The organism is Actinacidiphila oryziradicis, assembly GCF_005047355.1.
GTDB classification, from domain to species: Bacteria; Actinomycetota; Actinomycetes; order Streptomycetales; family Streptomycetaceae; genus Actinacidiphila; species Actinacidiphila oryziradicis.
In genome coordinates, this window is sequence record NZ_SUMC01000088.1 from 15142 (window position 1) to 29620 (window position 14479).

General features: G+C 67.2%; 16 protein-coding genes and 2 pseudogenes. 11 read left to right on the plus strand and 7 right to left on the minus strand.

Features of this window, described 5'->3' with window-relative positions; genetic code table 11:
• Nucleotides 1-1386 precede the first annotated feature (1386 nt).
• Nucleotides 1387-1764, plus strand: a pseudogene (locus FCI23_RS43240) (helix-turn-helix domain-containing protein); the annotation flags it as partial.
• A gap of 218 nt (nt 1765-1982) precedes the next feature.
• Nucleotides 1983-2432 carry a hypothetical protein gene (locus FCI23_RS43245; RefSeq protein ID WP_136729542.1) on the plus strand — a complete coding sequence of 150 codons (450 nt, stop codon included), beginning with the start codon at nt 1983-1985 and terminating at the stop codon, nt 2430-2432.
• A 4-nt stretch (nt 2433-2436) separates the two neighbouring features.
• Here the strand turns inward: FCI23_RS43245 and FCI23_RS43250 are convergent, their stop codons facing one another.
• Complete coding sequence (locus tag FCI23_RS43250) at nt 2437-3288, minus strand: DUF5372 family protein (protein WP_136729543.1); 852 nt, start codon at nt 3286-3288, stop codon at nt 2437-2439.
• A 32-nt stretch (nt 3289-3320) separates the two neighbouring features.
• Between FCI23_RS43250 and FCI23_RS64180 the strand changes: the two genes are divergently transcribed.
• The gene (locus FCI23_RS64180) at nt 3321-3653 is read left to right on the plus strand and encodes a hypothetical protein (protein WP_407646111.1); all 333 of its coding nucleotides are present in this window, start codon (nt 3321-3323) and stop codon (nt 3651-3653) included.
• A gap of 15 nt (nt 3654-3668) precedes the next feature.
• On the opposite strand, the gene FCI23_RS43260 is transcribed toward FCI23_RS64180, so the two are convergent.
• From FCI23_RS43260 to FCI23_RS61115, 3 genes are all read right to left on the minus strand, one after another.
• Entirely contained in the window at nt 3669-4544 is an 876-nt protein-coding gene (locus FCI23_RS43260) for an aldo/keto reductase (protein WP_136729544.1), read from the minus strand.
• A 370-nt stretch (nt 4545-4914) separates the two neighbouring features.
• Nucleotides 4915-5082 (minus strand): hypothetical protein, encoded by a 168-nt coding sequence (locus FCI23_RS57315; RefSeq protein WP_169317221.1) that lies wholly within the window; start codon nt 5080-5082, stop codon nt 4915-4917.
• A complete protein-coding gene (locus tag FCI23_RS61115) occupies nt 5028-5639 on the minus strand; it encodes a trehalose-6-phosphate synthase (RefSeq protein WP_322973987.1) in 612 nt (203 codons plus the stop codon). The genes FCI23_RS57315 and FCI23_RS61115 overlap by 55 nt, the downstream gene beginning before the upstream one ends.
• Nucleotides 5640-5729: 90 nt before the next feature.
• Between FCI23_RS61115 and FCI23_RS43270 the strand changes: the two genes are divergently transcribed.
• From FCI23_RS43270 to FCI23_RS43305, 8 genes and pseudogenes are all read left to right on the plus strand, one after another.
• Complete coding sequence (locus FCI23_RS43270) at nt 5730-5927, plus strand: hypothetical protein (RefSeq protein WP_136729545.1); 198 nt, start codon at nt 5730-5732, stop codon at nt 5925-5927.
• Between the two features lie 165 nt (nt 5928-6092).
• Nucleotides 6093-6290 carry a hypothetical protein gene (locus tag FCI23_RS43275; RefSeq protein WP_322973985.1) on the plus strand — a complete coding sequence of 66 codons (198 nt, stop codon included), beginning with the start codon at nt 6093-6095 and terminating at the stop codon, nt 6288-6290.
• On the plus strand, nt 6280-6726 hold the full coding sequence (locus FCI23_RS43280; protein WP_211265712.1) for a DUF6262 family protein: 447 nt from the start codon (nt 6280-6282) through the stop codon (nt 6724-6726). The genes FCI23_RS43275 and FCI23_RS43280 overlap by 11 nt, the downstream gene beginning before the upstream one ends.
• A 338-nt stretch (nt 6727-7064) precedes the next feature.
• A complete protein-coding gene (locus FCI23_RS43285; protein WP_136729546.1) occupies nt 7065-7475 on the plus strand; it encodes a VOC family protein in 411 nt (136 codons plus the stop codon).
• A 278-nt stretch (nt 7476-7753) separates the two neighbouring features.
• Nucleotides 7754-8275 (plus strand): helix-turn-helix transcriptional regulator, encoded by a 522-nt coding sequence (locus FCI23_RS43290; RefSeq protein WP_136729547.1) that lies wholly within the window; start codon nt 7754-7756, stop codon nt 8273-8275.
• On the plus strand, nt 8275-8958 hold the full coding sequence (locus tag FCI23_RS43295; RefSeq protein ID WP_136729548.1) for a VOC family protein: 684 nt from the start codon (nt 8275-8277) through the stop codon (nt 8956-8958). The genes FCI23_RS43290 and FCI23_RS43295 overlap by 1 nt, the downstream gene beginning before the upstream one ends.
• Before the next feature lie 57 nt (nt 8959-9015).
• Nucleotides 9016-9501 carry an iron chaperone gene (locus tag FCI23_RS43300; RefSeq protein WP_136729549.1) on the plus strand — a complete coding sequence of 162 codons (486 nt, stop codon included), beginning with the start codon at nt 9016-9018 and terminating at the stop codon, nt 9499-9501.
• A pseudogene (locus FCI23_RS43305) lies at nt 9498-10004 on the plus strand (integrase); the annotation flags it as partial. The gene FCI23_RS43300 and the pseudogene FCI23_RS43305, both read left to right, overlap by 4 nt.
• A gap of 1150 nt (nt 10005-11154) precedes the next feature.
• Here FCI23_RS43305 and FCI23_RS43310 read toward each other — a convergent pair.
• The 3 genes from FCI23_RS43310 to FCI23_RS43320 form a co-directional block, all read right to left on the minus strand.
• Nucleotides 11155-12933: an LCP family protein gene (locus tag FCI23_RS43310; protein WP_246144627.1), complete on the minus strand. Its 1779-nt coding sequence runs from the start codon at nt 12931-12933 to the stop codon at nt 11155-11157.
• A 220-nt stretch (nt 12934-13153) separates the two neighbouring features.
• A complete protein-coding gene (locus FCI23_RS43315) occupies nt 13154-13987 on the minus strand; it encodes a hypothetical protein (RefSeq protein ID WP_169317222.1) in 834 nt (277 codons plus the stop codon).
• Nucleotides 13988-14064: 77 nt separating this feature from the next.
• Nucleotides 14065-14479, minus strand: a 415-nt coding sequence (locus FCI23_RS43320; protein ID WP_136729551.1) for an RNA polymerase sigma factor, incomplete at its 5' end; no start/stop codon positions are given.

Sequence of the window (14479 nt, forward strand, 5' to 3'; positions counted from 1 at the left end):
CGCCGGACGCGACCTGCACGAGGTAAGCCTCTTGAGAACCCATACATCGGATACTCCTCGGGAATTGGGAGGGGCCCAGCGCAACGCCGAGGCCCCCACAAAGGTCAGGACGCGTACATGACCGGCGACCGAACCGCCCCGACCGTACAGAGTGACGCACGGGGCCACAAGCTTCTGACACAGGAACGAAAAAATTCAACAGCGCAGCGGAAGAGGACGCCTACGTATGCGTGGTGTCGTACCGCCGGGGGCAGGCGCAGGCCGACCTCGACCAGGACAGCGTGCGGGGTGGAGGGAGGGGCACGTGGTCCTTGCGGGCTGCTCACGCACACCTGCGAGGACCACGTCCGGATTAGGCCAGAATGCGTTGGACCAGGTTGCGAACCAGGCCGTCCAGTGCGTGCGGGGCGCGGACTCCGCCGAATATGTGGAAGTCGGGACGGATCACCACGACCGACGCGTTCAGCCGCTCGAACCACTGGGCGTACTTGCCTTCGACGTCGGTGAGGCCGCCCGGACCTTCGCGCCTACTTGGGCCTTCACGTCGACGCGGACGGCAACGTGAATTCCCACCGCCGGGCCAACCACAGCCCCTTCCAGTGCTACGCATCCGGCATGCCAGCCAGCGAGGTGACCACGAAACGCGGCAAAGGCGGACCCCGACCCAAGCGTGCCGAGCGGTTCACGATCCCCCCACAGACCTTCCTCAGGCCCCCAGAGTGGCTACCGGCATGGCGTGACAACCATCTAGCCTCACTCGCGCTCCCGGCCGAAGGGCCGCTCGGCGTCTGGCTTCCCCAACACACCAGCTGGCAACAGCAACAGAGGATCGGGGACTACATGCCAACCAGTACCCGTCCCCTCTGGCACGAGAAGCGAGGATGCTGGACCGTGCCCAACCAGCACTTCCTGCGGCTGGCTGGTGAGCTGATGGCCAGGAATGAGCAGATCGTGGTCGGCCGTGAGTACAACCCCTACGAGGCTTGTACGTCGAGCTGCAAGAACGCGCAGGGGCCGCTCTGCACGTGTTGCCGGGCTAAGTACCACGGAGGGGGCCGATGGCGGAGAGGCTGGACGACCCTCGCTGAGTTCGACACCCGGCATGACATGCGTTCGTGGCACTGGGTTGTCGTTTGTCGGCGTCGGGCGAATCCTGGTTCTGGCACACTTTCCGTGCAATGAGCCCTCCTCGCGGCACAGAGCGCAGCTCTTGGCGGCGTTGCCGCAGGTCAGCGGAAGGGCTCTGACCGGGGACTGGACGGCAGCAGTGGCTTCACGGAAAGTGTGCCAGAACCTGAATCCTGACCGCTGAACGGCGGTACAAATCTGACCCGCCTGGTGGTCGTCCGATCATCCTGATCTTGATTCGAAGGTCAGGAGGAGAGGGTGATTTCCGTGGAGGACTGGGCTGAGATTCGTCGGCTCCACCGGGCCGAGGAGATGTCGATCCGGGCGATCGCCCGTCATCTGTCCATCTCCAAGAACACGGTCAAGCGGGCGCTGGAGTCCGACCGGGCGCCGGTCTACCAGCGCCCGGCGAAGGGCTCGGCGGTGGATGCCTTCGAACCGCAGATCCGTGAGCTGCTCAAGGCGACGCCGACGATGCCGGCCACGGTCATCGCCGAGCGGATCGGCTGGGAGCGGTGGGACAACGAGTCCGGGATCGGGCAGGGCAAGTTGACCACCGAGTTCGCAGCGTTCGCGGGCCTGCTCGCGGTCAAGGTCTACTTGTGCCGCCCCCGTGATCCAGAGGCGAAACAGTTGGCTTCATACTGCGCCTCTTCCGGTTGATGCGGTGGTCGTTAGATGGTTGGACGCTGGCGGCGAAGGGGGTCAGTGCCTGCTTTTGGCCCAGGTCGTCCAGTTGCTGGTTGTTGATCGGCGGGAATGACGGCAGTACTGTTCGAGGGCCGTCGGCGGCCTGCTTGTCGGGCTCGCTGCGGGGTCCGTGCGGGCGGTCAGAGATTTCGCGGGGGAACGGGATGGCCAGCGAAGCCCTTCAGCACCCCTGGCTTGGGGTGATGTGGCCCCACGATGCTGGCCAACTGCTCGCTCAGATCGAGATCGACCCTGTGATCCGACCGGCCAGAGCGAATGGCGAGACCGATGCAGAGGTGCTGATCACTCTCGGTTCCGCCCAAAGTGATGCGGCGCTCGATACCGTTCTGGCGACCGCAGTGGAACGCATTCGGGCTGCTCTCGCCGATCTCGACAGCATCCGGGCGTTCGCTGTCGAGCACGCTCCTCGCGACTGGCGGCGTCACTATGAAGCGATCGAGGGACTACCTCTTCGAGAGCGTTTGTTCGTTGAGAGCTTCGCGGTGACCTCGCCCACCGAGATGGAGATCAGTTTTGACTTCGGCGATCTGGACATGCTCGTTGTTCGGGTTGACGCGCAAGGGCGCGGGCAGGACGTGCGGATCGTCGCCTGACAGCTCATTGCTGTTCCTCGGCCTTCGTCGGCGCCGTTTCGGTGGCTCCCGAGCTGGCCGGGGAACGGCAGCGAGACGCTTCCGCTGAGTCATGGGACGGTCCGCAGGCGGGCGGTCGTCCGATACGGGGGCGGACGAGGTCGGGTCCGGGGAGGTGGTAGAGGTACTCGCCCTTGTCGTTGGCCAGGCGGCCGGTCAGCAGTCCGGCGTCGCGCCACTTCTTGATGGTGTTGGGGTGGAGTGCCAGGCGGCGGGCGATCTCGTTGAGGCTCACCATGCCGAGCTCGGTGAGTCGTTGGGGGTGGCTGCGTAGGTGGTAGGCCCGGCGGATGTGCTTGACGATCCCGACGTGGATGGACTGGTTCATGCCGCTGACCTGGCCTTGTGCGGTGAGGATCTCGGCGATCTGTGCGTCGGTGTGGTCGTCCAGGAGCCGGTCGATGGTGTTGACGACTTCGGCCGGGGTCTGGCGAATCTGCCAGGAGGCCAGCGGGACGGGCATCACCAGGGTGTGTTCCTGGCCGCCGCGCAGGCGGACGTGGGCGGTGATCTGCTCGGTGCGGATCATGGTGACGTCGGTTACCAGCAGCCTGAGCAGGCGTTTACGTTCGCGGACCGGGGTAGCCGGGTCGTTCCACAGGCTCGGGAAGTCGCCGGCCAGGGCGGTGATTCTGGCGCGTTGGGCATCGTCGAGTACTCCGCTGCCGGCGGGGATATCGGTCCACGCCGCAGGCAGCGAGGCCACCGCCCCGTCCTCACCGACGAACGAGACCCGGTCCTCGTCCCAGGCCAGACGCCGGTCCACGAACACGAACTCGAGCCCGAACCACGGGTGGAACCGGTGCGTGACCTTCACGAACCCGGGCCGAGCGACCCGATCGGGTGCAGTTGACGACTCGGTCCAAGGGCCTGGTCGAGCGGGCCAATGGCTACCTGGAGACAAGCTTCGTTCCCGGGCGCACGTTCACCGGTCCGGACGACTTCAACAGCCAGCTCCAGGACTGGCTCAAGGTCGCCAACCGGCGCCTGCACCGCAGGATCCTGGCCCGCCCCGCCGACCGTTGGGAGGCCGACCGGGCGGCCATGCTCGCCCTGCCACCCGTCGGGCCCTCGCAGTGGTACCGCTTCCACACCCGCCCTGGGCTCACCTTGTGGCTGTACGACCCTCAGCGCGAGGTGTGCGCGCCTCGCTCCCGGGGCGCGCACAGACGAGCGAGATGAAGACCGGCCAGATTGTCAGGCGGTCACTGCAGCTGCTGCCAGCGCTTCGAATTCATCGTCGGTCAGAGTGACGGTCGCCGCCGCGGTGTTCTCTTCCAGGTGCGCCACCGTGGATGTGCCCGGGATCGGCAGCATGACAGGGGAGCGGCGCAGCAACCAGGCAAGCGCCAGCTGGGACGGCACGAGGTCCCGCTCCTTGGCGATGTGGGTCAGCGGGCTGTCGGTGCCGGCGAGTGCGCCCGTGGCCAGCGGGAACCAGGGGATGAACGCGATGTCGTGTGCCTCGGCGTAGTCGAGGACGCTCTCGGCGGAGCGGTCAGCGAGATTGAACAGGTTCTGCACGGAAACGATCTTCGCCGTCTTCCCGGCTTCCTTCAGCTCGCCGACGCTGACCTCGCTGAGCCCGATGTGCCGGATCTTGCCCTCGCTCTGCAGCGCGGCGAGCTCGCCCACCTGGTCGGCCAGGGGCACCTTCGGGTCGATGCGGTGCAGTTGGAGCAGGTCGATACGCTCCAAGCCGAGGTGGCGAAGGTTCAGTTCCACCTGCTGACGCAAGTATTCGGGCCGACCCACCGGCACCCACCCACCGGGGCCCGTACGAGTGTTGCCCACCTTGGTGGCGATCACCAGGTCCTCGCGATAGGGGTGAAGCGCCTTCTTCAGCAGCAGATCGGCCGTGAACGGGCCGTAGGCATCGGCGGTGTCGATGAAGTTGATGCCCAGCTCCGCAGTACGCCGCAGTACACGAATCGCCTCGTCGGGGTCCTTGGGATCGCCCCAGACACCGGGCCCCGTCAATTGCATGGTTCCGTAGCCGAGCCGGGTGACCTGAAGATCTCCGCCGAGCAGGTAGGTGCCCGATGCGGTGGCTGGCTGGTTGCTGACTGTCATGAGTTGATCGCTCCAAGAAGAGTATGAGCCTTACGCACAGTCCAACCGTTGCTATGCACGCAAAATTCCAGGCGAAGACTTTCCAGTCCCGGGGCCCGGCTGCCTGGTGGGCCTGCCCTGCACTGGAGACAGGTGGCTGCTGCCATGGTCACCGACCTCGCTACCTGGGGAAACAGGGGTGCGAAGTTGCATGCGGCTGTCACTGGACAGCGTCATCGCCTTCATCGAACATGCCGCATCGGACTGTCACCGCAGCAGGCGGCAGCGCCCTGTGAGCTGCCGCTTCTTTCCCGGCCATCGCGGTGACAGCTCGTGCGGCCGGCGTTGTCAGTCCAGCGCGGTTTCCCATGGCCGACGACGGCCGACCGTCTCACCGGTATCCCGGAACCGGCCCCGGACACCGGCGGGGCGTGAGACACCTGGCCTTGCGCACCGGACAGGAGTCCGGCGCGCCCATGTACACCGCTCCGCCCGCGGCCATGGTCAGATAGAAGTTGCCGCGGCCGGTGTCGCCGAGGAGGTAGAGATACGTCCCCATCTCCTCACCCTGGACGTCGGTGATCTCGAAATCCCACTAGCCGTCGGTGGGAGCGGCGACGTTCCCCGCGCCGCCCATCTGGCCGGGACCGCCGGCGCCGGGGTCGGGCGCTGCGGTCTCTCGAGGGACTCGGCGAGCAGCGGCTCGATCTTGTCGGGTTTTTCGGCTCTACCTGAGGCGGGAGCTGCATCAACGGGTCGGCGGCGTGGTTCCGATGGCGGTGACGATCTGGGACGCCCAATCGGATGGCCGGTTGTTTCCCAGGCGGCGGGAAAGGACTTGCAGGCGTTTGCGTCGCTCTCCGGGCGGGAGGTCCAGTGCCCGCGCCAGGGTGGCGTGAGGTCGCCGGGCGAGTGAGGATCGGTCAGGAGCGCGGCGTCGCCGAGTTCTTCGGCTGCGCCGGTATGCCTGGAGAGCACCAGTACCCCGGACCTTCCCACGGTGGCTTGTACCGCGATGAACTCCTTGGCGGTCAGGTTCATCCCGTCCTGCAGGGAGGTGATCCACAGAACGTCGGCTGCCAGGTAGTGGTCGACCTGCGGGTGCCGAAACCCCATCCATGGCCTGTGACGTGCAGGTTTTCGCGAACGGCCGGTGATCGCGGGTAGGCGTGTCAGGCTGGTCGATCGTGCTGTTGCGACTTCGCCGTGTCGAGTGTGTTCGCCCTCATACGGCTGCTGCCGATCAACGACGTCGACAAGGACATCGAGATATTGACACTGCGCCACCAGCTGGCCGTCCTGCAGCGGCAGATCGACAGGCCACGCGTCACCACGGCGGACCGCGTCTTGCTTGCCGCGCTCCTCCACCGGCTCCCCAGGCCCAGACTGCGGCAGCTGCGATGAACCTGGCCGTGTCGGCGCTATGGACTCGCCGCGCTGGGCGATGCACGTGCGCGCGGCCGCGCGTCGGGAATCGCCTACGTGGTCAGGGACCCCAACGGCTTCTGCGGCTTGCCAGTACAGAAGAGCTGTCCGCATGCCAATGCCTGCTTGACGTGCCCAATGTTCGTGACAACCCCGGAGTTCCTGCCCCAGCACCGGCAGCAGCGCCAACAGCTCCTACAGATCGTCTCGGCGGCCGAAGCCCGCGGCCAGCTCCGCGTCGTCGAGATGAACCAGCAGGCCCTCGGCAGCCTCGACCGGATCATCACCGCCCTGGAGGAAGACGAGGCTCCCGGCGGAGCGGAGGTGACCGATGCGGGCTGACAACTCCCGTCATATCGTCGCCGCGGCCGGAAACCGCCACGAGTACACCCGGGCCAAGGCGATCAAGGCCCTACGCGAGATCGACGCCGCAGGCACGGCCGTCACCTTCGACATCGTGGCCCGTGCCGCCGGCGTCTCAAGATCCTGGCTCTACACCCAGCCCGACCTGCGAGCCGAGATCGAACGCATACGGACCGAACGGCAGCGAGCCTCCACCGATCCGGTTCCGGCCCGGCAGCGAGCCTCCGACGCTTCGCTCATCCGGCGCCTGGAGGCCGCCAATGAACGCAACCGCCGCCTCACCGAGGAAAACCGTCAGCTCCGAGAACAACTCGCCCACGCACTCGGCGATCTCCGCGCCGCCAGGCTCCAGAGCCCGCCCATTCCGGAGGCCCGCCGCCCAGGTCGAGGTTCGGCAACGATCGGGCCATGCTGACAGGGCCCCGAGCTGCCTCGTGAGCTGCTTCACGGACGCTGTCCTCACCGCATCGCCCCAGGTCAGCGAGGCGCCTCATTTCGGAGCTCAAGATAACAATCGTTTACCGACACCCGGACGATGCTGCCCGTGGCGTGAGCCAGGGCGGGGGTTGATACATCGGGACGAAAGACCGGCGCTGACCCTCCGTTGACCCTGGCGAACGGCAGACGGGGCGTCGGGCGCATACGCGGGAAACATGTGCGCTCCGCGTGACATGCCCGTGAACGTCCGAGTGTGTTCGGATCGATCAGGAATCGAGAAGCGCGGTTCACGGAGCCGCCTCTAACCTGCCCGTCATGGACATCACCATTCACACGAGTTCTCTCCCGCACGACGACCCGGATGCGTCGCTCGTCTTCTACCGCGACGTCCTCGGCTTCGAGGTCCGCAGCGACGTCGGGCAGGGCAGGATGCGCTGGATCACGGTCGGCCCGGCCGGTCAGCCCGACACGTCGATCCTTCTGGCGCCGCCAGCTGCCGACCCGGGAGTCACCGAAGACGAGCGCCGCACCATCACCGAGATGATGGCCAAGGGCACCTACGGCTGGATCCTGCTGGCCACCCCGGACCTCGACGCCACGTTCGAGAAGGTGCAGGCCGGTGATACCGAGGTCGTACAGGAGCCGACCGAGCAGCCGTACGGCATCCGCGACTGCGCCTTCCGCGACCCTGCGGGCAACCTGGTCCGCATCCAGGAGCTTCGCTAAGCCGTGCGGGCCGACATTGCGACCACCTGCAAGGAACGAAGCGGCGCACCAGCGCAGAGGTGCCCGTCCTGTCGGCCGCCCACCAGGGCCGCGTCCGGATCCTCGTTGAACCGGCCACGGGCCCGGACTCCGTGCCGCTGCTGTCCAGCAGTTGCTCGACCGGCTGGTCGACTCCGGCGGGGCCGGTCATCACCACCGAGCGCCTGGGGTGCCTGCCTCGGCAAGCACCCCAGGCGCTCGTATACGTCGATGGAAGATGAAAAAAGGGGAGTGCTCTCATGTGTCAGCCCGAGTGGCGGCGTGCACGCGTCCAGGCGCAGCGCCTGACCGATCTCGCGCGACTGCGCCGCGTCCGCGACCGGATCGACAGGGAATACGCGCAGCCACTGAACGTGGAGGCGCTCGCCCGCGACGTGAACATGTCCGCCGGGCACCTCAGCCGACAGTTCCGGGCCGCCTACGGTGAGTCGCCGTACTCGTACCTGATGACGCGTCGCATCGAGCGCGCGACGGCGCTACTGCGGCGGGGCGACCTCAGCGTCACCGAGGTCTGCTTCGCGGTCGGCTGCGCGTCGCTGGGCACATTCACCACCCGCTTCACCGAATTGGTCGCCATGCCGCCCGGGGCCTTCCGACGCCAGGCGGCGGATGTGACGGCCGACCATGCTGATGCTGTGCGTGCAGCCCACGATGCGGGCTCTGCGATCACGGTGGAGGGGATGCCGGCGTGTGTGGCGAAGCAAGTGACAAGACCGGTCAGGAATCGAGAAGCCCCGGCCGCCGAGCAGCCCCTAGCGTGATGGCCATGGCAATCACCACTTCCACCGCATCCAACACGTCCATCGCATCCGTCATCCTTGAGGTGGCCGACCCCGAGGCTGCCCACCGCTTCTACACCGCCTTCGGAGTGGACACGCGCATCCGCCTGCGGGCGTCCGAGGCACACTCCACCGGATTCCGCGGCTTCACCCTGGCGCTCACGGTGTCCCGGCCGGCCACCGTCGACAGCTTCGTCGACGCCGCCCTGGACGCCGGCGCCACAGTGCTGAAACCCGCCGAGAAGTCGCTGTGGGGCTACGGCGGCGTCGTCCAGGCCCCGGACGGGACGATCTGGAAGGTCGCGACCTCGGCGAAGAAGGACACTGGCCCAGCCACCCGCGAGATCGACGAGATCGTCCTCCTGCTCGGCGTCGAAGACGTGAAGGCCAGCAAGCAGTTCTACGTCGGCCAGGGCCTGACCGTGGCCAGAAGCTTCGGCGACAAGTACGCCGAGTTCACCTCCGGCGAGTCCGACCCCGTCAAGCTGGCGCTGTACAAGCACCGCGGCCTGGCCAAGGACCTCGGCGTCCCCGCCGACGGCACCGGCTCGCACCGCATCGTCCTCGGCAGCACCGCCGGCCCCTTCACCGACCCAGACGGATTCGCCTGGGAGGCCGCCGGGTCGCTCACCCCCGCGCCGTCCACGGCGCCAGCACTGTCCTGACCCCAGCCCCGCACTCCCGCCCCGACCCGCCTCATCCCCGTCGAGAGGAAACCTGCCATGCAGTCCACGAAGTCGTCCGCCGAGAACTCCGGCACGACCTCTGAGCAGTACAACGGATTCACCGCCGAGGAGCGGGCCGCGATGAAAGAGCACGCGCAGGAGCAGAAGAAGGCGGCGGCGCAGCGCGGTTCGTCCCGGGTGGAGAAGGAAGCGGCAGCGGAGCGGGACGTGCTCGCGAAGATCGCCGAGATGCCGGAAGCGGACCGGGTCCTCGCCGAGCGGATCCACGACATCATCAAGACCGCCGCTCCGGACCTCACGCCCAAGCTCTGGTACGGGATGCCCGCGTACGCCAGAGACGGCAAGGTCCTCTGCCACTTCCAGAGCGCGCAGAAGTTCAAGTCGAGGTACGCCACGCTCGGCTTCAGCGACCAGGCGGCACTCGACGACGGCGCCATGTGGCCGACCGCCTACGCCCTGAAGGAGCTGACCGCAGCCGACGAACAGCGCATCAGCGCGCTCGTCAAGAAGGCGGTGGGCTGAGGCCAGCCGGGGCAGAACCAGCAGCGAAAGTGACCGAGCCACTGCGGCACCTCCTGCTGCTCGTACGCCCCGACACGCTCCTGCGCCGGCGCCGGGACCTGCTCAAGCGGCGTCACGCTGCGACGTGCCTGCCGAAACGACGCGGACGCCCGCCCACGATCCGCTCGATCCGCGCCCTGGTCCTGCGCCTGGCCCGCGAGAATGCCTCATGGGGCTACCGCAGAATCCACGGCGAACTCGCAGCCCTGGGCATCAAGGTCGCCGCCTCCACCGTCTGGGAGATCCTTCGTGAGCACGGCATCCCGCCCGCGCCGGAACGCGACAGCACGACCTGGGCAGACTTCCTGCACAGCCAGGCAGACGCGCTGCTCGCCTGCGGCTTCTTCGAGACCCGCATGCTGACCGGGGCGCGCATGCACGTCTTCGCGGCCATCGAGCACGCCACGCGACGCATCCGCATCCTGGGCGCCACCGCGCATCCCACCGCGGACTGGGTAGTGCGCTACGTCCTGGCGGTCGCCTGCACCGCCCACATGCGGATCAACCAGCACTGCACTTGGGCCCTCGACTCATCAGGACGAGGGGAGGCCGGCGGGGAACGTCTCATCTTGCGCCCGTGCGGCATGTGGAGAGACGGCATGACCGACGGCCAGAGATCACGGCTCTTGGCTGAGGTCGACAACTGAGTCGAGTACGCACGGCGAACGCAAATACTCCCCGACCAGACTCGTTGTACTGGCACGTACCGGGCTGGTTCGCGCCACGCAGACGGCAGCCGGCACAGCCAGAACCACCCGCTACCGGGCACCACCAGACCGATAACTGATGGCGCGTCAATACCAATGCGCTCCCCTCGCGCTCCCCTGGCCAGCCGAAAGCCCGCCCGCCGCACCTCGACAGCCGCGCCGCCATGAAGAAAGTCCAGCTCAAGGGGCATTTACGCCCAACGGCGCCACAAGCAACTCCATAGAGTGAACTATCGACCTACGCATCGGAGTGCGTAGGTCGAAAAGCCCTCGCACGCACACTTCCCATGGTCAATAAAAAGAAAAAACTCCAGGTCAGAGGCCTGACCTGGAGTTCTCTATGGAGCCGCCTTCGGGATTCGAACCCGAGACCTACGCATTACGAGACCGTGAGCGATCATGTTGCGTGGTGCCGTGCCGTGCTGCCGAATGACGTCCTGCCTGATCAGAGCACATGCGGCTGGTTGACCTGTGCTGCCTCGTATTGCGTCGTCCAAAGGCGTCCGGCCACCGGAGGCGGGTAAGGGGCGGCTTAGGAGTGTTGTCAGCATCCCACAGAGGCGCGCCTGGGCAATCGTTGCTGCCAGCCGCACGGCTCCGCAGGAAACCTCCAGCCTAGCCGCAGCGTCAGTTCCGCGGGGCTGACACGCGACTCAGCCAGTCGCCGGAACGTAGTGACTGCGGCTCGCCGCGACGACCGAGAGCTGGCGTCCAGGCCGTTGCCTCCGCCCGTGATCAGCGCGGTGGTGCCCCGCCGTTCCTTCCTTGTGTCCGCCCATGCCGCAGCGGCCGGGAGCCTGCCGGGTGTGCGTGCGGTCAGGCACGGTCCGATCGTTCCCTCGGCAGCCCCCTTGAAGAGACCGGCCGAGGGACAGACCACCCCCTGTTCATCGCAGCCCCGCTGCCTTCAGCCTGCCCAGCGGTAGATGGGCTCGACGGGCATGCAGCCCTTTTCCGCGCCGTTGCTTGCCTGCGCGGAGGCCGGGACCGCACCGGCCTTGGGCAGCGTCGCGCTGAAGTCCGTGCCGGTCTTCCAGTCGGCCCCGACGGTCAGCGTGATCGCCCGCGTATCCGCGGACGCCTTGACCGTGGCAGCAGGGATCTTCAGCGCCTTGGCCACCGCGAGTGCGTTGGACTTGCCCTGTTCCCCGCTGCTGGTCGGATAGACGAGGGTGGTGCCGGGGCTGGGCTTGGCCTCCCGGCTTTCAGCGGCCTGGGTGAAACCGGCTGTCTGCAGCGTCTGCGCTACAGCATGGGCGCGGCCCGTGGTCGCGACGCCGGTGTCGGTGCCCGCCGTACCGTTGACAACCGTGACCGTGATGGAGCTCGGTGCCGCGGCCGACGGCCCCTGCGGGGCAGTCGTAGCCGGTTTCGCCGACGGTGAAGTGGTGGGCTTCGCCTTGACGTTGGGATCCATCGCCACGTCGTTGCGCAGCAGCGTCCACACCGTGGGCGCGGCCGTGGGGTCCGGAAGGTAGTGGGCGTCCGGGGCCTTCGGGTCGGCGATGTGAGGCATGGTGAGCGTCGTGATCCGGTCCGGCGGAATGGTTTTGAGCTGCATTCCCAGGTCGTACAGCTTCGTCGGTGAACCGATCTCCGAGGAAACCTCGAAGGCCGACATCGCCGCGGTCGCGATGCTGTTGAGCTCCGTCGGATTGCTGAAGTAGTTCTTGCTCCGCAGCGTGCGGATCAGAGAATTCATGTACATGTGCTGGGCCTGGGCTCGCCCTGTGTCGCTGCCGAAAGCATCGCGGGTGCGCAACCACTGGAGCGCCTGCTTCCCCTGGATGATGTGCGTGCCCGTGGTGAGCTTCAAGCCCGAGCCGCCGTGTTTGATATAGGCGGTGGGCCGGTCCCAGACACTGTGCTGGACGCAGACCGCGACGCCACCGAGGACGTCTGCCATTTTCACCACACCGGCGAAGTCGATCATCAGCCAGTGGTCGATGTAGACGCCGGTGAGGTTTTGTACGGTGGCGAGCGTGCAGCCTGGGCCGCCCCGCCCGAGCGAGGCATTGATGATGTCGTTTTTGGCCGCGTACTGCTGGTGTGTCTTGGGATCGGTGCAGGCGGGTATGTCGACCCGGGTATCGCGCGGGATGCTGACCACTGACATGTTGGTGCGGTCCGCCGACAGGTGAGCGATCATGATCACGTCGGCGCGGGCTCCGGCGCTGTCCGCCGCTCCGCCGAGCGCTGCGTCGCCGGAGCCGTTGCGTGTGTCCGACCCCAGGATCAAGATGTTCATCGCGGTCTTGCCGGCCGCATTGGCCTTCGTCTTCGCCACATTCGTCGCGCCGCTGCTGCGTTCACCCTTGCGGATCTTGCTGGACAGGTACTGGTAGTAGCCGTACGCGGCACCGGAGGCCCCCAAGACCCCGACCGACGTGACGATCGCCACCCAGCGGAGGATCTTGCTCTTACGGCTCCGGGCCTTGCGCCGGCCGCCGCCGCGGTGACCGTTGCCGGTAGCGGCCTGCCCGCTCATACCGCCCTGCCGGTGGGACGGCAGCACCGTCTCCGACCCGCCGGACTCGTCCGTACGGCGGCGGCGCTGCCCCGGTATCGCCCCCCGCTCCGAGGTGTATGTGCTGTCCGAGCCGGAGTGAGGGTCGTGGCCCTCCCCAGGGTCGCCGGGATCAGAGGCAGCGGCGTATTGGCCAAGCCCTGGCGTTCCGTCGCGCACGTGAACCCTCCACAGGTCTTCCTCAGTTATCGGATCGTCATAATGTCAGACGGCCGTTATCAATTGATTGGGGTGCGTTCGTGACCGCGGTCAAGGCTGGGGAGCTTCCCGTCCTCTGACAGCTCGGGTCGGCTCAGCCGCAGGTCCATCCACTGATGTACCCCGATGCCAGGTCGATGGTGATAGAGCTTCGTAGATGGCCAAAGGTTGTTAGGCCGGCTTACTTGTGGTTGCCGGTGAACTGCGCGTCCTTCTTCTGGTTGTAGATCTCCTTGCCGACTGCGTTGTAGGCATGGACGTACGGGTCCGACGTCGCAGAGAAGTGGTTGGTGGCAGACGTGCCGGTGGAGAAGGCCGCCGTGTAGAAGAATGCGCCGCCCGCCATGACCGCCGGATACTGCTTCGGGTTGTCGCCGTAGCTGATGGTGATCTTGGCGACGTCCGATGTGTAGTGCCCGGCACCGAGCGAGAGATACCGCCCTTGGCCGGCCGGCTCGCCGATGGAGTCGAAGTACTCGACGATGTGACCGGTGCCCCACAGGCGGTTGTTGATGAACGTCGGCGGGACGGCCTGGCTGGTGCCCCGGTCGCCCTTGGTCTCGCATTGCACGTACTGGTCGGCGGAGTCGACGGCGATGACCGCGCCGTCCCAGTCCTGCGAGGCGACAGGGGTGCGGACGGCGATCACCGCGTGGTATTTCGAGGCGTCCGATCCCAGGCAGGAGGCCAGGATCTTGGCGACGGCCCCGGCGTCGATCGGGGTCGTGGTCGCGCTGGTGACTGTGAACGCGGCGGGGGGGGAGGTCACGCGGGCCGAGGACGGCGCCGAGCCGGCCCCGGCCGACGGGGAGACCCGCGTCGGGCTCGGACTCGGTGACGTGGCAGCGCTCGTCGGGTTTCCGCCGCTGGCGGCCAGGACAGGCTTGGCGGCCCCCTCCCCGCCGAAGACGGCCACGGCCGCGACGCTCACCGCCGCGACACCGGCGGCGACGCCCAGCGGCAGTCCCCACCTGCGCGACAGCGAAGTATGCTGGTCCGCTGGATCGATCTTCATCAGTAGGTCCTCTCGGATCCGCCGGTGGTTCGGCAGATCACGATCGGGGGGAGGCGCGGGGATACCCTGCGTTTCATTCATCGTGCGACCTCCTCCGCGGTGACGGGATTCTTCGAACTGGACGACGTCGCAACCGTGGGTCCGCCGGCGAGGTCGGCCCCCAGCCTGCGCCGTGCCCGGTGCAGTCTGGACTTCACGGTTCCGACCGCCACCCCCAGCGCCGCCGCGGCCGCCTGCTGATCCAGGCCCGACCACATGCACAGCTCGACGACCTCGCGTTCGTGGCGCGGGAGCCGGGCCAGCGCCCGGTGGATCTGCGACATCCGACGCGCGTCGTCGACCAGGCCGGCGACGCGGTCCGCGTGGTCGCCCACTGGCTCGTCATGCGAGACGAGCCGGTGTAGCAGCGCCTCGGCCCGCCGCAGCCGCCGCCTGGTGTTCGACAGCAGGCGGTCGGCGATGCCGAGCAGCCACGGCAGGGCCGATTCGCGG